Raw genomic sequence first — 19597 nt, 5'->3', positions numbered from 1 at the left:
GCATAGCTATTACATGAAAATTAGAAAAACTAACTTAGAAGAAAAGGAGATTCCGGAAAAATGGTACAATATTATTGCGGACATGCCCAACAAGCCGCTGCCGCCGCTGCATCCGGGTACCCTGGAACCTATTGGTCCCGATTCGCTGGCTCCCTTGTTTCCCGAAGCACTAATCAAACAGGAGGTAACCACCGATAAATGGGTGTCTATTCCGGATGAGGTTCGGAACATGTATTCCATTTGGAGACCTACCCCGCTGTACCGGGCATATGGACTGGAGAAGGCCCTGGACACTCCTGCCAAAATTTATTATAAATACGAAGGCGTGAGCCCTTCAGGATCGCATAAGCCCAATACCGCCATTCCACAGGCCTATTACAATAAGCAAGAAGGCATTAAAAGAATCACAACCGAAACCGGTGCAGGACAGTGGGGATCTGCCTTGAGTTTTGCCTGTCAACACTTCGGTATTGCCTGCGATGTGTACATGGTAAAACTCTCCTATAATGATAAGCCCTACCGGAAAATGATGATGAATACCTGGGGGGCTAATGTCTATCCCTCTCCTTCGGACCGGACGGAGGCAGGAAGAAAGATCCTTGCCGAAAACCCAGATTCTCCCGGAAGTTTGGGGATTGCGATTTCGGAGGCGGTAGAAATGGCAGCTACCAGGGACGATACCAAATATGCACTGGGTAGTGTGCTTAACCACGTCAAACTGCACCAAACGATCATAGGCCTGGAGGCGATCAAACAAATGGAAAAAGCAGGTAGTGACCTGCCGGATATTGTCATTGCGCCATTCGGCGGCGGATCAAACTTTGCCGGATTATCTTTCCCCTTTCTGCGACTGAATCTGGAAGAGGGCAAAAAGATTCGGTGTATTGCCAGTGAGCCTTCTTCCTGTCCTAAATTGACCAGGGGAATCTTTCGATATGATTTTGGGGATACGGCCGGCATGACTCCCCTTTTGCCCATGTATACCCTGGGGCATGATTTTATTCCGGCGCCGATCCATGCGGGAGGCCTGCGTTACCATGGTGCTGGTGTCATTGTCAGCCAATTACTTAAAGATCAACTGATCGAAGCCCGGGCTCATGATAACCTGGAAATTTTCGAAGCCGGCGTTCTTTTTTCCCGGGCTGAGGGAATTATACCCGCACCGGAGGCCAACCATGGCATCGCAACGGCCATTCAGGAAGCCAAAAAATGCAAAGAAGAAGGGGTGTCCAGAACCATTTTATTTAATCTCTGTGGTCATGGCAATTTTGACATGAAAGCGTATGACGATTATTTTGCCGGAAAAATCCGGCAACACGAATTGAGCCAGGAGGAAATTGATGCATCCATTGCCAAATTAGGAACGCCTACCATCCCGGCATGATCCTTTCGGGAAGATTATGAAGAGAAGGAGTTTTTGTAAAAAAGGAATGGCGGTATCCGGTGCGTTGGTAGCGGATCCCACATTCCTTTTTCCCTTTGACCAGGGATGCCAAAATCCTTCGGATATGCCGCTGGTGGATACGCACCTTCACCTTTGGGATTTGTCAGCGATGGATTATCCCTGGTTACAGGGGGCGGATAATCCGCTAGCGAAAGATTTCTTATTGCCGGACTTCCGGCAGGCAAGCAACGCTTTTCCCATTTCTAAAATGGTGTTCGTAGAATGTGGCAGGATTCCCGAACAGTATTTACAAGAGGTAGACTGGGTGGTCGACCAATCTGAAAAAGATCCGCGAATAGCAGGAATGGTCGCTTATTTTCCGCTGGAACAAGGTGATAATGGACTAGAGGCCATGGAAATGTTGGCTGAAAGGAAAATTGTTCGGGGCATACGAAGGAGCCCCCTATTCGGAGATTCCGGTTTTTTAAGAGGTCTTGAACATTTGAAGCGTTTTGATTGGTCCTACGACCTGAATGTAAATTCCAGGCAATTAAAGGAGGTGGTAGCTTTCGTAAAAGGTTTCCGGAATCAGCCATTTATTTTAAATCATCTTGCTAATCCTGATATTGCAGATGGAGACTGGAAAACCTGGGCCCGTGCCCTGGCCCCTTTCGCTTCCATGGAGCAGGTTTACTGCAAGGTCTCCGGCATGCTCACCAAGGCAGGGGCGGGTTGGGAATTGAGCGACCTGCAACCCTATTTTGATACTGTTATGGAGGTTTTTGGCCCGGATAGAGTGGTATTCGGTGGCGACTGGCCGGTGGTACTTCGAGCGGGCACCTATAGTGATTGGGTAGCAGCCTTTTATTCCTTGTCTCAACACTTATCTTTGGAAGAAAAGAAGAAATTATATTATCGAAATGCCGAAAAAGTCTATGATCTTTAAAATAAGTGGCTGATTTGGTGAAAATTGAGAGTCGGAATCTGCTTTATCATAAGGACAAAAAGAATTGTTTTTTTAAATTTAATCCACAGAAAAATAGCTAAAGATGCGAAAACAACCGAATAAAAGCGAAACGAATGATTCCCGGAGACAATTTGTCAAAGCAGCCTCCCTCAGTGCAGCCGGTTTTTTTATCGTTCCAAGGTTCGTGCTTGGAGGAAAGGGACATGTGGCACCCAGTGATAAGGTCAATGTGGGAATGATCGGAGTAGGGGGAAAGGGCCGTCAAAATGCGCTGGACCTGATGAAACTGGATGATGTTCAGATTACTTCCATTGCCGACCCTGGGGAATATTGGGATTTGGCGAATTTTTATTACCGCTCCATTGCGGGCAGAGGTCCGGTAAAGCGATTGGTAGAAGGGCATTACGAAGATAAAACGGAAAATTACAAACTCAATGAGTACCTGGATTTTCGTGAAATGCTGGAAAAAGAAAAAGGATTGGATGCCATTTGTTGCTCCACTCCGGACAATACCCACGCCTATGTGACCTATGCCGCAATGAAATCCGGAAAACATGTCTATTGCGAAAAGCCCCTGACACATAATATTTGGGAAGCCCGGATGGTCAAGCAATTGACGCAAGAGACCGGTTTGGCCACTCAAATGGGAAATGTGGGCCATAGTACGGATGGTATCCGGCAGACGGTAGAGTATTTGCGAGCCAGGGTGATCGGAGAGGTAAGGGAAACCCATTCCTGGGTTCCTGCATCCCGCTGGATTCCAGAGATGAAAGGTGTTCCTGATGAAGGTACGCCCAAGCCTCACGGTTTGGACTGGGACCTCTGGCTAGGTCCTTCTGCTAATAGGCCCTATCACGAGTGGTATTCACCGGTTACCTGGCGGGATTTTTGGGACTTTGGCTGCGGTGCGCTAGGAGACTTTGGCTGCCACGACATGGATGCCGCTACCTGGGCATTCGAACTGGGGTATCCGGAAACCATCGAAGTTTTCCCTGCAGGATTTAGTAACGAGCACATAGCCCCTTATGGAGAGATTGGCTATTACCATTTTCCGGAGAACAATACAGGGAAACCCATACAGTTAACCTGGTATTCGGGCGGTGTAAAACCTCCGTTACATCCTTCGCTTCCAGCAGGATATCAATGGCCTTCCCGAGGAACCTTGTTTATAGGCGATAAGGGAATTATTGTTAATGGCGGTGATCGGGTACCCCACGTGTTTCCGGAAAGTCTCGCAGCAAGTATGAAAGTACCCGAGGAAATGATTCCCAGATCAAATGGCCATTTCAGAGATTGGGTGGATGCCATTAAGGGCGGCCCGGCAGCTAGTGCCAATTTTGAATACGGAGCCCATCTTACAGAGATCACCCTTCTGGGAGTCTTGTCTCTGAGAATGGGGGGACAGAAAATTCATTGGGATTCCGAAAATCTCAAAGCAAAAGGATTAGACGTGGCAGACCAATACATCCGCGAATCGGTCCGACCCGGCTGGGAAATGGGGTAATGAATGCAAGGCCTACCATGCCGCTACCAGGCCCGGTCTGAATTGGACCGGGCTTCTTTTATTCAGAAAGTCGAATTAATCCAGCAAAAAGTTATTGAAAAAGGTGCTTTTTAAAAGCATCCAGACAAAGAAGAACAAGATCCCCCAAAAGAGGTAGGGCCTGTAATAGTCCATGGTTTCTTTGTACCGGGACTCGATGATTTCTGCTTTTTCCAATTCATCGATTTTTGTAAAAATAGTTTCCAGGGCACCATCGTCAGAAGCTCTGAAAAACTCACCTTCGGTAATGCGGGCGATGTTCCGGAGGGTTTCTTCATTCAGGTAACTCTCGATCATTTGGGGCCGGCCAAAAAAATCCGTTCCGTAGGGGACCATTCCGTCTTTTCCAACCGCTATGGTGTAAATTTTAATATCCATGGCCTCTGCAAGCTGGGCGGCAAAAACCGGATCTACATTACCCGCATTGTTATCGCCGTCGCTGAGCAAGACCATGACCTTGGATTTGGCTTCTGATTCCCTCATTCGGTTGATGCCAGTGGATACCGCACTACCAATGGCGGTTCCTTTGGCATCCATCATATTGAAGGTGATGCTCCCTACCAGATCTGTTAAGAGTTCGTAATCTGTGGTGAGTGGAGCCAGGGAGAAGGCCTCACCGGAAAAGATGACCATTCCGATCCGGTCGGCGATGCGGCCATTGATAAAATCAATAGCGGTTTCTTTTGCTGCTTCCAGGCGATTGGGAGAAAAATCCTGTAGATCCATGGATTCGGAAATGTCCAATACCAACATGATGTCTATCCCTTCGGTGTATTGTTCCACTTTTTCATTGGTGCGCTGAGGCCGGGCGAGGGCGATCACTACCATCCATAGGGCAAATAGAAAGAAAAGGGAGGGAATGAGTCTTAAATAGGTCCAGAAATTTTTCTGCGAAGCCTTTTTTGGAAGCGAAAGCTCCAGTACAGGTTTTTTCAGAAATTTGATGAATTTTCGAAGTAGAAAAAACAAGGGAATCGCCCAAATCAAATGAAGCAGGAAAAAATTCTCCCATTCAAATGACTGCAGGGTTTCTGGTAAAAACCAATTCCAGGAGATATAGGAAGAGAGGTCATTCATGATGTTGAATCTTTTCAATTTTTTCTTCCAATTGCCGCTTCGAAATTTGAAGTAAATTTTCGCAAGCTTCCCGGATATTGCTATCTACCCGATTGGCATAGATGATTAATTCGATCTTCCGGAAGTCTTTAATTATGTCCGGTTGCCGGAGGAAGATAGAAATTTCGGTACTGGTCCACTCGTTGACAGGTCGTCCGGTAAGGGTTTCCAAATAGCTTTTCCAAAGTCCCAGCAGTTCATCTGCTTCCTGGATTTGAGGATTTTCTACTAATCTTTTCATGGAAAGTTCCCAATTATCCAAGAACCGTTTCCATTTCTTTTTCTCCCGGCGAACCTGCCAGCGTTTCTTCAAGCCATCTCCAAAGAAATAAATGGCCCCAGCCAAAAGAATCAAGGCTGCTACCAAAGCCATAATAAGATAGGGGTAGTTAAAAAAAGAAGGGAGGTGTTGGTAACTGTCGTTTTGGCGAAAGGCCAACGATTCCGGGATTTCATCAATCGTCAACTTCAGATTCAACAAAGCGGCTTCTGGATAATGACTAATGCTGTCATATTTCAGAATCTCAAATACCGGAATGCGGTAATTTTGAACAGAGTCAAGAGAAAAGTTAGCCAGCCAAAAAACAGCACTATCCAACGTGGTACTATCATCAGAAATGGAAGAGAAGGATTGTTTTTCCAGCAATTCGAAATCCCCGAAACGGTAGGTAGAATCCGGAAACAATACCGGCAGGTCGCTTGGGTATTGCGCTTTGAGCACGTAGCCCACTCTTTCCCCCAACCTGGCCGAATCCTCCATAAAGTACCCTTCAACGGATATTTCCTGTCCCTGTATCCGGTAAGGCTGTGCCATCAGGAATACCACCAAGACAAACAGCTTCACTATTTTATCCACGTTTCATGGTTTTGTTTCTCAATTTGAATAATTCCATCAATGGAAGGACGATATCCTGCCGGGTGTCTATCTGAAGGTAATTGATCTGGTTTCGTTTACAAAATTCCCTGAGATGGTCTCTTTCGGAACCAAAAGAGGAGGCTATTTTTCGCGAGAAACCGCCAAAAGCAGTATTTACCCAAGTGGTCTTTCCACCCTCTTTATCAAATACGGGAATGATTCCCAGAGAGGGGAGGGCAGATTCGATCGGATCGGTCATTTGCAAGACCACCAAGTCGTGTTTCTTGGCCAATGCTTTGAGCGGGCGTTCGTAATCGGAATCAATAAAATCGGAAATCACAAAAAGGATACTTCGCTTTTTGATCAGGTTGAGGCAGAAGGTAAACATGCCGTTAAGGTCAGTACCTTGGGATTTTTTTTCCTGGTCAAAGATACCCTTGATGATTTTTACCGCTTGCCTGCTGCCTTTTCCGGGTAGTATTATTTTCTCTTTTTCGTCCGAATAACTTATTAATCCCACCTGAGATCCCTCATGTACAGCTGCCAGTGTTAGGACCCCGGCAATTTCTCTGCCCTGGTCGATTTTTTTCCGATCCTTACTGCCGATGTCCTGGGACCCGCTGGTGTCTAAAAGAAAGTAGACGGATTGATCTTTATCCTCCTTAAAGGTCTTCACGAAGGCTCCATGACCCTTGGCAGAAACTTTCCATTCTACTGTCCGGATATCGTCGCCATACTGATAGGGCCTGAGATCGTCAAATTCCAGACCGGCCCCTTTAAAAATGGACTGATGGTCACCCTGAAGGTGGCTATTGGCCACTTTTCTCAAGGTGATTTCATACCTTCTCAATTTTTTAATCAGTTGGTTCATTTTTCAGTTTCAATGAAAAGCCTAATTTAGCAGTCTCCCTTGAATAATAAAACGACTTCGCCTTTACTTATTGCCAATTGTAAAAGGAATTGGGTAATTTTGTGCCGTGAGATTTAATTATAGTATAGTTGCCCTTTTCATAGCGCTGGTTTCCTGCGGAGGCAAGGAGAAACCCGAGGAACTCTTGTCAGAGGATAAGATGGTGGAAATATTAGTAGATATTCACCTGGCAGAGGGCTTTGTCCAATCCCTTTCCATTCCCTATGATTCCTCTAAAGTACTTTACCCCATTCTCGAAAAGCAAATTTTTGAAAAGCACGGAATTGCCGATACCGTGTATATCAACAGTCTGGAACATTACCTGCTGGATGCCGCCAAAATGGAATACCTTTACGAGCGAACGATTGATTCGTTAACCTTAAGAGAAAAAATCGTACAATAATTAATGAAATTATACCCTGCAAATCTGGAAGAAAAGATCGATTTTGATAAAATTAAAGAATTGATCAAGGAAGAATGCACCGGTAGTCTGGGCGCGGATTTCGTAAAAAAAGTCTCCTTTTCCAAAGATCGGAAGTTGCTGACGAAACTATTGGCTCAAACGGAAGAATTCCGGAAAATCCTGGTTTCAGGAGAGCCCTTTCCTGCTTCCAATTTTATCAATATATATCCTTACCTGGAAAAGGCTAAAATTGAGGGTACCTTCCTGTTTGAAGATGAGTTTCATGAAGTCCGGCTGGGACTGAATACCTTGCAAGGATGTGTTTCATTCTTGACTAAATTTCAGGAAGAATACCCTCAGCTATCGCAATTGCTGGGCATGGTGGAGGAAGACATTCCCCTGGAAAAGCGTATTGGGGAGGTGCTGGACGAGCGGGGGAAGATAAAAAATAATGCCTCACAGGAATTGAACCTGATTCGAACACAGCTGGCTTATGAGGAAAGCCGGATACGCAAAGTGCTGGATCAAATATACCGTTCGGTAAAGGCCCAGGGCTTCACTCCTGAAGATGCCTCGGTTACGATCCGGGGGGGGCGCATGGTGATTCCGGTTTTGGCAGAATATAAAAAGCGCATCAAGGGCTTTATTCACGACGAATCGGCTACGGGGCAAACGGTATACCTGGAGCCGGCAGAGGTTTTGGATATTAACAATGAGATCCGGGACCTCGAATACATGGAACGCCGCGAAGTACAGAAGATACTGACGAAACTCACCGATGAGTTGAGGGTTTACATTCCGGCCCTCCGCAGGGCATTTTATTTTTTAGGGATGATCGATTTTATTCGAGCTAAAGCAAAATTTGCCTTAAAAATTAATGGAGTAAACCCGAGGATGGCTTCTGTCAGGGAAATGTCCTGGGAAAAAGCAAGGCACCCGCTGCTGGAAATGGCTCTTAACCAACAAAAAAAGGCTATCGTTCCGGTCAGTTTACGACTGGATCCCAATCATCGGCTTTTGGTAATTTCCGGGCCCAACGCAGGGGGGAAATCCGTTACCTTGAAGACCGTAGCATTGGTACAATACATGTACCAATGCGGACTGTTGGTACCCATGGAGGCCAACTCTACCTGTAGCATTTTTGATCAATTCTTTATCGATATCGGGGACGAGCAAAATATCGAAAATGACCTGAGCACCTATAGTTCCCATTTGATGAACATGAAGCATTTTACGTTTTATGCCAATAAGAAAACGGTGTTTTTCATAGACGAATTCGGAACCGGTACCGAACCGCAATTCGGAGGGGCGATTGCCGAGGCAATATTGACGGATCTTAATAAGTCGGGTTCCTATGGAATTGTTACCACTCACTATGGAAACCTGAAACAACTGGCCTCCAAAAGTCCGGGGATGGTCAATGGGGCCATGCGGTATGATGTAGACAAGCTGGAGCCCTTGTATGAACTGGAGATCGGAAAACCGGGAAGCTCTTTTGCCTTTGAAATAGCCGGAAAAATTGGAATACCAAATGAGATTATTCTGCACGCGAAGGCACAGGTAGGGGAAACCCGTGTAAAATACGACAAACTCTTACTTAGAGTAGAAAGTGAAAAGAGCAAATACGAAACCCTGATGGCCGAAGCCCAGCGGAAAGACCGGCTTCTAAGCCAAAGACTTCAAGAATACAATTCACTCAAAGCGACACTGGATGATCAGCGAAAGGCCATTATAAATGAAGCCAAGGCCCAGGCGAAGCTACTTCTGGACGATGCGAATAGAAAGATTGAACATACCATTCGGTCGATCAAAGAATCTCAGGCCGATAAAGCTGCAACCCGTCAGCTAAGAAATGAGCTGGAGGCCCATAAGACCACCATAAAACCCGAAAAGCAGGCTGTGGAGCCACCAAAAACTATAAAAGTGCTGGAAGGGGAAGTGAAGCCGGGAGATCAGGTGCGGGTGAAAGACAATGGTGCGCTGGCTGAAGTATTGGATATCCGGGGATCGCAAGCATCCATTCTTATTGGAGACCTCCAATCAAAAGTTAAATTGAATCGTCTGGAAAAGATATCCAATACCTCCTTGAAAAAGGAAAAGAAGGCGGTTGAGAAACGGATAAGCTACGATACCATGTCCAAAATGGTGGATTTCTCCCCTAATTTGGATATTCGTGGAAAGAGGGGGGAAGAGGTGCTTCCCTTGATCCAAAATTTCATTGACGAAGGATACATGCTTGGCATGAATGATCTCAAGATCATTCACGGCAAAGGCGATGGGATTCTAAGGGGATTGACCCGAAACCTGATCAGCAAAATGCCCTCGGTAGCTGGATTTTCCGATGAGCATGCCGATAGAGGGGGATCGGGGATCACCCTCGTCCAACTTAAAGTTTAATGGTTGGTATTTTTTACCGTTTGTAGGCTTGGCGGGCCAATAAGGTCCAGTTTTTACCTTTTTTGTGCCAAACGGTCAAAACCCCCAGGTTTACAGGAGCCGGGTCGCTGTTTCGGTTGTGGGTTTTTCCGATGAGAAAATGCCTGACCAATGCGATGTTTCCCTTAAGGTCGACGGTCTGGTTTTCAATATTGATTTCCGTAAAATTCGATTCTCCGGAACTCAATGCAAGGATGTATTCGGACTGGTTTTCGATCAAACCATTTGAGTGCCCGTAGGTCAATTGGGGATCTGTCAGTTTTCTTAACTGAGATTCGTCAGCGTTGACCATGGCCTCCATCAGATCATCTACCGCATTTTCTACGGCTACCACCTCTTTACTCTGGGCATATAATGCAGAAAGGGAAAAGAAAAAAACAATAAGCAGGTATTTGTGCATGGGTTTAGTAGTTTAAGGTAGGGGTTACTCCATTAAAACCAGATCGAACACATAGAAGCCAGCTAAAGCACTTACCCGGGCATTTTGAGGGGCAGGTACATTCCATTCGAGCCGAAGTCGGTTTTGCGTTCTGGTAAAAGATATTTCCCTGTTCGCGGCAGGTTGGATGCCGGAAAGGATGATTTTATCGTAATTTTCACCCTCGAAGGCCCAGTTGCCATTGCTGTCAAATAGCAGGTTGCTGTTTTCGGTGAGGTAGTTTTTTCCGGTATTGTTGGAGATAAATCGAATCTCGAAATCCGTGTAGGTGTCGTTTTGCAGCGTTCCATCTTTTGAGACGGAGCCTCCATTTCTTACGGTCCAGGTTTCGCTGCCGGAGGCTCCGGCTAGTTCTTCGATGGCAAGCTGCTCGGCTGTCTTTTCCGGTTCATCGGTACCGCCACCATTGCATGCTACCAACCCGACTAAAAACAGTGCTGTCCAGTAAAATTTCACTACCATTTTCATAGACTATTCCTAAAGAAGTAAAATTAATCAATTCCAAAATTAATCAAAGTAATCTTTGCTTTTTATAATCTTCAAGACAGAGGATTTGTTCACAAAAGTCATACTCTCTGGAGTCATTGGATGCAATAAGCAGGCATTTTGATTTTCCGAAATCAGCTATCAGGTTACGATACCATTGGATTCCTGTTTCATCCAGATTGGAAGTGGGTTCATCCAGCAGCACCAGCGGGCTTTGCGAAAAGAAGCATATTCCAAGCTTCAATCGTTGTTTCATCCCGGAAGAAAAGAGGGAGATGGGTTTGTTGATGGCTTTTTTCAGATGGAGCAATGCTGCTAAATCTTCCATCCGAACCGGGGCATCCAGTGATTTAAAGGAAAAATGAAAGCGAAGAAATTCTTCAAGGGTGAATTCTTCAGGCAGCTCCAGGTAAGGAGCGCTGATCACCAAATGTTTGTAAATATCATCCGTTGCTATACTGGATTCCTCAGAAGTGAAGGTCAATTTCCCCTCTGTCAGCGGCATTTGGCCGGAAAGGCATTTGACCAAGGTCGATTTACCAGAGCCATTTGCACCGGTGATAGCCAATTTTTCTCCGCTGGAAACCCGAAGGCTTAAGGCCTTAAAAATCCATTCTCTTTGAAATTTTTTCCCTCCCAGGCTAAGGTCTACCGAAAACATGTTATTGAATATACCCTTTCATGACACCCCTTTCGGAGGATCGGATAAAATTCACTATTTCATCCCGTTCCTTGGTTGCGGGGAGATTGATTTCGATCTCTTCCAGTGCCCGGCTGTTGTTCCAGCTATTTAAGAAAAGGTATCGGTACACTTCCTGAATTTCACTAATCGTTTTTCCTTCAAATCCCCTCCTTCGAAGCCCCAGGGAGTTTACACCTGCATAACTCAGCGGTTCTCGTGCTGCCTTGGTAAAGGGGGGGACGTCTTTTCGGACCAGCGAACCACCGGATACCATGCTGTGCATGCCGATTTTCACAAATTGATGGATGGCACTGCTTCCACCGATAAAGGCCCAGTCATCAATGGTCACATGACCGGCAACCTGTACCGAATTGGCAATGATCACCCGGTCATGGATCAGGCAGTCATGGGCTATGTGAACATAGGCCATCAAAAGACATTGTTTTCCGATCTTGGTGGTTTGCTTATCAGCAGTGCCCCGATTTATGGTTACAAATTCCCTGATAGTCGTCTCGTCTCCGATTTCAACCAGTGAATCTTCCCCCTTGAATTTAAGGTCTTGCGGAATGGCCGCGATGACGGCACCAGGGAAAATCCGGCAATTTTTTCCAATTCGGGCCCCGGGATAAATGGTCACATTGGAACCAATCCAAGTACCATCCCCGATTTCTACATTGGCATGGATGGAGGAGAACGCTTCGACAGAAACGTTCTCCCCTAGTTGGGCCTTTTCACTTATTTCGGATAATTTATTGATCATGCGTCTTTTCTTACGATACTGGCGGTCATTACGGCTTCACAAACCAGGGCGTTTCCAACAAACGCTTCGCCTTTCATTTTTGCGATTCCTCTGCGAATGGGATTGAGCAATTCGCATTTGAAAATTAAGGTATCACCAGGCAGTACCATTTTTCTGAATTTGCAATTTTCGATGCTAAGGAAATAGGTCCAATAATTTTCAGGGTCTTCTACGGTACTCAAAACCAAAATTCCACCAGTTTGTGCCATGGCTTCCACTTGAAGTACGCCTGGCATGACCGGATTATTTGGAAAATGGCCCATAAAGAACGGTTCGTTGATGGTCACGTTTTTCACTCCCGCTACCACCTTGTTGTCCAGATAGATGATTTTATCCACTAACTGAAAGGGATACCTGTGCGGTAAAATATTGCTAATTTGGTTGATATCCAGAACGGGAGGAGATTTCGGGTCGTAATAGGGAATGTTCATCGGCCCGGCTTTCTCCATGGCTCGCTTAATTTTCTTGGCAAAAGCGACATTGGCTGCATGCCCGGGCCTTGCGGCAAGAATTTGAGCTTTTAGCGGCCTGCCTACCAGGGCCAGGTCACCGATAACGTCCAGCAGTTTGTGGCGGGCGGGTTCGTTTTTATAACGAAGTTCCACATTATTAAGGATTCCCTCCTTCTTTACTTCCACTTTTTGCTTGTTGAACATTTTGGCAAGATTGGATAATTCCGCCTCCTCTACCACCCGGTCCACTACCACAATGGCATTGTTCAGGTCTCCCCCTTTAATTAAATTGTTGTTGTAAAGCATCTCCAGTTCGTGGAGGAAACAAAAGGTCCTGCAGGAAGCGATTTCCTGCCGAAACTGGCTAATGTCTGTGATGGAAGCGTGCTGACTTCCCAGGACAGGGGAATTGTAGTCCACCATGACCGTTACCCGGAAATCATCCAGGGGAAGCGCTGCCATCTCCACTTCTCTGGCACTATCCTTATAATGAATGCTCTCCGGTACCTCAAAAAACCGGCGAAGCGCATTTTGCTCTTCCAGGCCTGCATCTTCCAAGATGTCAATAAACTGTATGCTGCTGCCGTCTAATATGGGAGGTTCCGGTCCGCTCAGTTGGATCAACACATTGTCTATTTCCATACCAACCAGTGCTGCCAATACATGTTCTACTGTAAAAACCCTCGCGCCGCTTTGCTCCAGGGTGGTACCTCGCGATACATCCACCACGTTGTCTACATCTGCGTCTATGATCGGCTGTCCCTCCAGGTCCATTCGCTGAAATTTGTATCCGTGATTCGGATTTGCGGGCAAAAAAGTCATGTTCGCTTCTATCCCGGTATGTAAGCCTACCCCGGATATGGTCACCTGCTTTTTTATGGTATGTTGTTTTACTTTCATTAAAATAACTAACTAATAACTGAGATCTGCCGAATGACTGACAAATTTATAGTTTTTTTTCCAGCTCTCTTAATTTGTCCTGAAGTATGGGTAATTTTTTGAATATAGTGTATGATTTTAAGAATGCTTTAATATCAAAGCCTATATAACCAAAAATAGTTTGTCCCGGTTCTGTAATTGACTTCATAACTCCGGTGTTGCCTCCGACGGTTGTTCGGTCTGCAAGCTGTATGTGGCCCACAACAGCACTTTTCCCAGCCAGAATGCAATTTTTCCCCAAGGTAGTAGATCCGGCTACCCCAGCCTGAGAAGCGATTACCGTATTTTCACCCAGAATGACGTTATGGGCAATTTGAACCTGGTTGTCTATTTTCACCCCTTTACCAATTCGGGTTGATCCCATTGTTGCACAATCAATGGTCGTATTGGCACCAATGCTCACATGGTCTTCCAGGATTACATTTCCTAACTGTGGTATGTTTTTATAAGTCCCGTCTTCCTGCGGGGCAAAACCAAAGCCATCCGAACCAATGACGCTGCCGGCGTGAATTTCGCAATGGTTGCCGATGATTGTCCCGGGATATAATTTTACTCCGGGATACAAAACACAATTATCTCCAATCGTCACCTGGTCTCCTATGTATACTTGAGGATGAATTTTGACATTAGTGCCGATGGAACAGCCTTTACCTATATAGGAGAAAGCCCCCCGGAAAAAGTTTTTGCCAATAGTGCTGCTTTCGTGCATATGGCTGGGCGTTTCCGTCCCTATCAGTTCTGATGTTGTTATTTCTTTGTAAGCTTCTAACAGTTTCGTAAAACCCGTGTAAGGATCTTTTACCCGTATGAGGGTCGTTTGTATTTCTTTTTGAGGGGTAAAATCATTCGAAACAATGATTGCGGAGCATTGGGTAGTATAGAGATATTGCTCGTACTTCAGGTTGGACAAAAACCCGATGCTTCCAACTGTCCCTTCTTGTATTTTTTCAAGGCGGTTGATTTTTATCGAACCATCCCCTTCCACATTTCCATCTAAAAGTTGCGCAATTTGATCGATGGTAAATTCCATGAGGTTTAGTTTGTTTTACCGTAAAGTTAAATTTTTAGCATGACAAGCATAATATTTTTTAACAATTTTACTCATAGCCTTTATGTTTGGCAGATCCGCAGCCTGTGCCACATCCATTACCTCACCCTTTTTGGTCAAAATATAGATCTTGTCTTCTGCCAGGTATCCATAGTTACTGATTACTCCTGACGAAAAAAAATACGGCATGTCGCGATCAGATAGGCCCAGTTTGGATTGCAGCCCGGACTTCATTCGGTTGATCTCATCCTCCGTGAATGCCCGGTTTACGAGCTGGATTTTGAATAATTTTCGGGTCAAAAACATGTGGGAAATCTCCCGAAGGACCAGATCGCTACTGTTTTTCCACAATTTGATAGCCCCCCACACATCATAGTCATCTAATTGGGAAAAATCTTCCAGCCAATCGGGAATTTCTGCGGCTGGTCCAACCGAAAGGTCACGTTGAAGAAATTCCAACAATTCGACCGAACCTGCCAGCCGTTCACCCGAGTACACAAGTTCTTTTGCCCTAAGAATAAGGTTAATGAGCATTTTTTCTGCACAGACAGTGGTTTTGTGTAAATAAACCTGCCAGTACATCAGCCTGCGGGCATTTAGAAAATTCTCGATGCTGTAAATTCCCTTTTCTTCTATTACCAAGCGATCATCCACTATGGTCATCATTTTTATGATGCGATCAGCACCGATGGTACCTTCCGAAACACCTGTAAAAAAACAGTCTCTTTGGAGATAGTCCAGGCGGTCAATATCTAACTGGCTGGAAACTAATTGGTGAAAGAATTTTCTTTCGTAACTTCCCAAAAAAATCGCTTTAGCCAATGAAAGCTGGCCGTGAAATTGCTTGTTTAGCTCATCAAAAAACAAGAGCGATAAGGATTCATGGTGAAATCCTTTCAAAAGGATGGATTCCAGCGCATGGGAAAATGGCCCGTGTCCAATGTCATGAAGCAGTATGGCAATTTGGGAGGCTTCATACTCCTGCTCGCTGATTTCAATCCCTTTGTTACGTAATTGGTCCAGTGTAATGCTCATCAGATGCATGGCACCTATGGCATGGTGAAATCGGGTATGTAGGGCTCCCGGGTATACCATATCTGTCAAACCTAGCTGTTTGATTCTGCGTAACCTTTGGAAATAGGGATGATCAATAACGGCAAAGATCAGTTCACTGTGGATGTTGATAAACCCATAAACCGGGTCGTTGATTATTTTATGGCTTTTCAATGTCCTGTTCATTAAGACAACGTGCTAAAAGTTAAGTAAACTTAAAAAGAATTAAACCAATTGATATGCAAAACTTCAAAATTTTATGGGCCGATGATGAGATTGATCTCCTGAAGCCCCATATTTTATTTTTACAACAAAAGGGCTATGACATCGTCACCGTTAACAGCGGATTGGACGCAGTGGAAAAAGTAGAGGAGGAAAACTACGATCTTATTTTTCTTGATGAGATGATGCCTGGGATGACAGGTTTGGAGGCCTTGCAGCAGATCAAGAGTTTGAAGCCCCAAATTCCGGTAGTAATGATCACCAAGAGTGAGGAGGAGCATATAATGGATGATGCGATCGGCGGAAAAATAGCTGATTACCTCATCAAACCCATTAACCCTAACCAGATTTTGTTGTCGGCAAAAAAAATCCTCCAAAACAAACAGTTGATTAGTGAAAAGACCAACCTTTCTTACCAGCAAGACTTTCGGAATATCAGCATGGCCTATAACGATGCCATTGATCATGAAGAATGGGCCGACATATTTAAGAAGCTGACCTATTGGGAATTGGAAATTGATGAGACGGAAAATAAAAGCATGCAAGAGGTGTTGGAATCTCAAAAAGTGGAAGCCAACGTCAATTTTGCCCGGTTTATCAAAGAAAATTATCTGGATTGGTTGAATGTACCCAATATAAGCAAACCCGTATTGTCTCATCAGGTGATGAAACAGCACGTGTTTCCTAAATTGTCGGAAGGGAAGCCTTTGTTTTTCATTGTCATCGATAACTTGCGACTTGACCAATGGGAAATGATTGAAAATCAATTACGGGATTACTTTACAGTAAAGGAAGACGAAACCTATTATAGTATTCTACCGACCACCACGGCGTTTTCAAGAAATGCACTTTTTAGTGGCATGATGCCATTGGATATGGCCAAATCTCATCCTGACCTATGGGAGGGGGAGGATACGGATGAAGGTAAGAATAACAAGGAAGCCGAATTTTTGAAAGTAAACCTAAAGAAAAACCGGCTTTCCATTCGCTCCAGCTACCACAAGATCCTGCAAACCAACCAAGGAAAAGCAGTTCTCGATCAGTTTCCGAACTTAATTAAAAATGATCTGAACGTGTTGGTTTATAATTTTGTGGACATGATGTCTCATGCGAGAACCGACATGAAAATGATCCGGGAACTGGCACCTGATGAGTCAGCCTACCGCTCGCTGACCACCAGTTGGTTTCAGCATAGCTCCCTGTTTGAGTTGTTCAAAAAAATCAGCCAGGCGGGAGCGGATGTGGTTGTGACTACCGACCACGGCACCAAGCGGGTTAATAAGCCCTACAAGATCGTTGGCGATCGGAATGTGACCACAAATTTGAGGTACAAACAGGGAAAAAATCTTAATTTTGAATCCGGAAAGGTATTTGAAATCAAAAAACCAGAGGAAGCCCGACTTCCTCAGTTAAATATTTCCTCGAGCTATGTGTTTGCCGTGGAGGACTACTTCTTTGCTTATCCGAATAATTACAACTACTACGTAAACTTTTATAAGGATACGTTTCAACATGGTGGGGTCTCTCTTGAAGAGATGATTATTCCCATCGTTCATTTACAGCCAAAATAGCGATCATTTGGAATCCTGGGAATGCAAACAGTTGGATGAAATTTCAAATTCCGCCGAATTAATCCTAGATTTATGCAGTGATTACACGGTGTGGGTATTCAAGGGGGAGATGGGGGCCGGCAAAACTACCTTGATTAAGGAAATTTGCAACTTGCTGGCGGTAGTAGACCCGGTAAGTAGTCCTACCTTTTCCCTGGTGAATGAATACGAAACCAAAAATGGAGAAATCATCTATCATTTTGACTTTTATAGAATAGAAGACCCTATGGAGGCAGTCGAAATAGGTGTGGAGGAGTATTTCTATAGTGGTAATTACTGTTTTGTAGAGTGGGCAGAAAAAATTCCTGGTTTTTTGCCCGATACATTCGCATTGATAGAAATCGAAAAAGGAATGGAAGAAATTAGGCATCTAAGGGTAAAAATCAGCCATCAATGATAACGGGATCAGGATTTTCTGAAATAGCTAAGGAAACGGGAGTGTTTACCCAGGAATCGGTGGCCAGGGTAAAGAAGAAGGGTTCGCAGGTTTTAATAGGAATCCCCAGAGAGGTAGCCGATCAGGAAAAAAGGGTGGTACTGACTCCTGAAGCAGTTTCCCTTCTGGTTCAAAATGGGCAACGGGTAAAAGTTGAAACCAATGCCGGCAAACTGGCGAAGTTTTCGGATAGGGATTATTCCGAGGCAGGTGCCTCGGTGGTTTATTCCCCTAAAGAGGTATTTGATGCAGACGTGGTTTTAAAAGTAGAGCCGCCAACGCTCGAAGAAATCGAGTACATGCGTCAGGGCTCCTGTCTGATTTCCGCGCTCCAATTGGGCAAGCAAAAGGCCGCATTTATTCAGGAACTGAATCGAAAAAAGGTTACCGCTGTGGCATTCGAGCATCTGGAAGATAAGGTAGGTGGAATGCCGGTGGTCCGTGCCATGAGTGAGATTGCGGGAAGTACGGTGATGCTCATTGCTGCTGAGTACCTGAGTAGTGTAAGCGAAGGGAAAGGGCTGGTATTGGGAGGTATAACCGGTGTGCCGCCTACTCAGGTGGTGATCATCGGGGCGGGTACCGTGGCTGAATATGCCGCAAGAGCCGCTTTGGGCCTGGGAGCCAATATCAAAATCTTTGATAACCACATTTATAAGTTGCGCAGGATCAAACAAGTCTTGGGACAACAGGTTTTTACATCCACCATCGATAATTTTGTGCTGGGGCAGGCCCTAAGGGAATCGGACGTGGTGATCGGTGCGCTTCGGGCGGAAAAAGGTAGACCAAAAGTAGTCGTTTCAGAAGAAATGGTTGCCCAAATGATGGATGGAAGCATTGTTATAGACGTGAGTATTGATCAGGGGGGCTGTATTGCTACCGCAGAAATGACCAACCATAGCGATCCGGTATATGAGAAATACGGGGTCATCCACTATTGTGTACCGAACATTGCCGCCAGGGTTTCTAGAACGGCTTCATATTCCCTAAGCAATATTTTCACGCCGATTTTACTTCAAATGGCAGACCTTGGAGGTGCTGAAGAAATGATTTTCAATTACAAGTGGTTTATGAAAGGAGTCTATACCTACCGGGGTAGCCTCACCAATGCCCATCTGGGGAGAAAGTTTCAAATGGCCCACAAAGAGCTTCAATTGTTATTGGCAGCGAGGTATTAGTACTGACAGCCTTAAGAGAGTAGGTTCTGTCGAAGAAGAAATTCTAATTGGTCATTGGCCTTGAGCAAACTATCGGTAAGCTGTTTGTTTTCCCGTCTCAGGGAGTAAACCTCAAATGCATTTTTCACCACGGTACGCAAATAATCCTCTTCCCAGGGTTTGGTCAGGTAGTGGTAGACTTTACCTTTATTGATCGCATCAATAACTGCCTGAATATCGGTGTAGCCGGTGAGTAAAATCCGCATGGGATCGGGGTGCATGGGGATGATGGATTCCAAAAAATCTACCCCGTTTTCTTTAGGCATGCGTTGGTCGGTAATAATAATATCAATGTCCTGCTGTAATAAAATATCCCTCCCCTCATCAGCTGATTCTGCCAGATAAATCTTATAATCCCTCCTAAAAGTAGCCTTAAACGCCTTAAGGTTATTTACTTCGTCATCTACATAGAGTATCGTGATCTTGTCTTTTTCCATGCCTTAAATATCGTAATTGCCCTGAAATTTGAAAAGAATAAAAATTTGATTTTTAATTTTAAATAAAATAACGGTCTTTTTCAAATATTATTCATTAGTTTAATCGTAATTTATTTATATTCAAAAGTTTATTTTATAAATTAAGGATTTAAACCTAAAATA

General features: G+C 44.8%; 19 protein-coding genes. 8 read left to right on the top strand and 11 right to left on the bottom strand.

The genetic code is table 11. The features are described from left to right. Positions 1-13: 13 nt before the first annotated feature. The 3 genes from GJQ68_RS19425 to GJQ68_RS19415 all read left to right on the top strand — a co-directional run bounded on the left by GJQ68_RS19425 (position 14) and on the right by GJQ68_RS19415 (position 3855). Positions 14-1384, top strand: a complete 1371-nt coding sequence (locus GJQ68_RS19425) for a TrpB-like pyridoxal phosphate-dependent enzyme (RefSeq protein ID WP_162418934.1) — start codon at positions 14-16, stop codon at positions 1382-1384. 16 nt (positions 1385-1400) lie between these two features. Then, complete coding sequence (locus tag GJQ68_RS19420; RefSeq protein WP_162418933.1) at positions 1401-2330, top strand: amidohydrolase family protein; 930 nt, start codon at positions 1401-1403, stop codon at positions 2328-2330. A 103-nt stretch (positions 2331-2433) separates the two neighbouring features. Next, positions 2434-3855, top strand: coding sequence for a Gfo/Idh/MocA family protein (locus GJQ68_RS19415; protein WP_162418932.1), 1422 nt, complete (start codon positions 2434-2436; stop codon positions 3853-3855). A 75-nt stretch (positions 3856-3930) separates the two neighbouring features. On the opposite strand, the gene GJQ68_RS19410 is transcribed toward GJQ68_RS19415, so the two are convergent. From GJQ68_RS19410 to GJQ68_RS19400, 3 genes are read right to left on the bottom strand one after another with little or no spacing between them, the layout of a single operon-like run. Further along, positions 3931-4971, bottom strand: a complete 1041-nt coding sequence (locus tag GJQ68_RS19410; RefSeq protein ID WP_162418987.1) for a vWA domain-containing protein — start codon at positions 4969-4971, stop codon at positions 3931-3933. Beyond that, positions 4964-5866 (bottom strand): hypothetical protein, encoded by a 903-nt coding sequence (locus GJQ68_RS19405; RefSeq protein ID WP_162418931.1) that lies wholly within the window; start codon positions 5864-5866, stop codon positions 4964-4966. The genes GJQ68_RS19410 and GJQ68_RS19405 overlap by 8 nt, the downstream gene beginning before the upstream one ends. After that, positions 5859-6737 carry a DUF58 domain-containing protein gene (locus GJQ68_RS19400; RefSeq protein ID WP_162418930.1) on the bottom strand — a complete coding sequence of 293 codons (879 nt, stop codon included), beginning with the start codon at positions 6735-6737 and terminating at the stop codon, positions 5859-5861. Before GJQ68_RS19400 ends, GJQ68_RS19405 begins: the two co-directional genes overlap by 8 nt. Before the next feature lie 106 nt (positions 6738-6843). On the opposite strand from GJQ68_RS19400, the gene GJQ68_RS19395 reads away from it, so the two are divergent. Both GJQ68_RS19395 and GJQ68_RS19390 read left to right on the top strand, forming a co-directional pair. Then, positions 6844-7179, top strand: coding sequence for a DUF4296 domain-containing protein (locus GJQ68_RS19395; RefSeq protein WP_162418929.1), 336 nt, complete (start codon positions 6844-6846; stop codon positions 7177-7179). Positions 7180-7182: 3 nt separating this feature from the next. After that, positions 7183-9576 carry an endonuclease MutS2 gene (locus GJQ68_RS19390; RefSeq protein WP_162418928.1) on the top strand — a complete coding sequence of 798 codons (2394 nt, stop codon included), beginning with the start codon at positions 7183-7185 and terminating at the stop codon, positions 9574-9576. Positions 9577-9589: 13 nt separating this feature from the next. Here the strand turns inward: GJQ68_RS19390 and GJQ68_RS19385 are convergent, their stop codons facing one another. Genes GJQ68_RS19385 through GJQ68_RS19355 form a run of 7 tightly spaced genes read right to left on the bottom strand, consistent with a single transcriptional unit; the run spans position 9590 to position 15699 of the window. Next, positions 9590-10015, bottom strand: a complete 426-nt coding sequence (locus tag GJQ68_RS19385; RefSeq protein WP_162418927.1) for a nuclear transport factor 2 family protein — start codon at positions 10013-10015, stop codon at positions 9590-9592. A gap of 24 nt (positions 10016-10039) precedes the next feature. Continuing rightward, a complete protein-coding gene (locus GJQ68_RS19380) occupies positions 10040-10516 on the bottom strand; it encodes a hypothetical protein (protein ID WP_235941808.1) in 477 nt (158 codons plus the stop codon). A 49-nt stretch (positions 10517-10565) separates the two neighbouring features. Further along, positions 10566-11201, bottom strand: coding sequence for an ABC transporter ATP-binding protein (locus GJQ68_RS19375; RefSeq protein WP_162418925.1), 636 nt, complete (start codon positions 11199-11201; stop codon positions 10566-10568). Between the two features lies 1 nt (position 11202). Beyond that, on the bottom strand, positions 11203-11982 hold the full coding sequence (gene lpxA, locus GJQ68_RS19370) for an acyl-ACP--UDP-N-acetylglucosamine O-acyltransferase (RefSeq protein ID WP_162418924.1): 780 nt from the start codon (positions 11980-11982) through the stop codon (positions 11203-11205). Continuing rightward, positions 11979-13373, bottom strand: coding sequence for a bifunctional UDP-3-O-[3-hydroxymyristoyl] N-acetylglucosamine deacetylase/3-hydroxyacyl-ACP dehydratase (locus GJQ68_RS19365; RefSeq protein ID WP_162418923.1), 1395 nt, complete (start codon positions 13371-13373; stop codon positions 11979-11981). Before GJQ68_RS19365 ends, lpxA begins: the two co-directional genes overlap by 4 nt. A gap of 46 nt (positions 13374-13419) precedes the next feature. Then, complete coding sequence (gene lpxD, locus GJQ68_RS19360; RefSeq protein ID WP_162418922.1) at positions 13420-14442, bottom strand: UDP-3-O-(3-hydroxymyristoyl)glucosamine N-acyltransferase; 1023 nt, start codon at positions 14440-14442, stop codon at positions 13420-13422. Positions 14443-14457: 15 nt separating this feature from the next. Next, complete coding sequence (locus tag GJQ68_RS19355) at positions 14458-15699, bottom strand: HD domain-containing protein (protein ID WP_202927980.1); 1242 nt, start codon at positions 15697-15699, stop codon at positions 14458-14460. Positions 15700-15752: 53 nt separating this feature from the next. Between GJQ68_RS19355 and porX the strand changes: the two genes are divergently transcribed. Genes porX through GJQ68_RS19340 form a run of 3 tightly spaced genes read left to right on the top strand, consistent with a single transcriptional unit; the run spans position 15753 to position 18959 of the window. Beyond that, on the top strand, positions 15753-17306 hold the full coding sequence (gene porX / locus GJQ68_RS19350) for a T9SS response regulator signal transducer PorX (RefSeq protein WP_162418921.1): 1554 nt from the start codon (positions 15753-15755) through the stop codon (positions 17304-17306). A 7-nt stretch (positions 17307-17313) separates the two neighbouring features. Further along, the gene (gene tsaE, locus GJQ68_RS19345; RefSeq protein WP_235941807.1) at positions 17314-17742 is read left to right on the top strand and encodes a tRNA (adenosine(37)-N6)-threonylcarbamoyltransferase complex ATPase subunit type 1 TsaE; all 429 of its coding nucleotides are present in this window, start codon (positions 17314-17316) and stop codon (positions 17740-17742) included. Continuing rightward, complete coding sequence (locus GJQ68_RS19340) at positions 17739-18959, top strand: alanine dehydrogenase (RefSeq protein WP_162418920.1); 1221 nt, start codon at positions 17739-17741, stop codon at positions 18957-18959. The genes tsaE and GJQ68_RS19340 overlap by 4 nt, the downstream gene beginning before the upstream one ends. An 11-nt stretch (positions 18960-18970) precedes the next feature. Here GJQ68_RS19340 and GJQ68_RS19335 read toward each other — a convergent pair whose 3' ends face one another. Next, positions 18971-19435 carry a response regulator gene (locus GJQ68_RS19335; RefSeq protein WP_162342017.1) on the bottom strand — a complete coding sequence of 155 codons (465 nt, stop codon included), beginning with the start codon at positions 19433-19435 and terminating at the stop codon, positions 18971-18973. Positions 19436-19597 lie beyond the last annotated feature (162 nt).

Source organism: Cyclobacterium roseum (genome assembly GCF_010119225.1).
In the GTDB taxonomy this organism is placed as follows: Bacteria; Bacteroidota; Bacteroidia; order Cytophagales; family Cyclobacteriaceae; genus Cyclobacterium; species Cyclobacterium roseum.
This window is presented reverse-complemented; position numbering and strand designations above follow the sequence as displayed.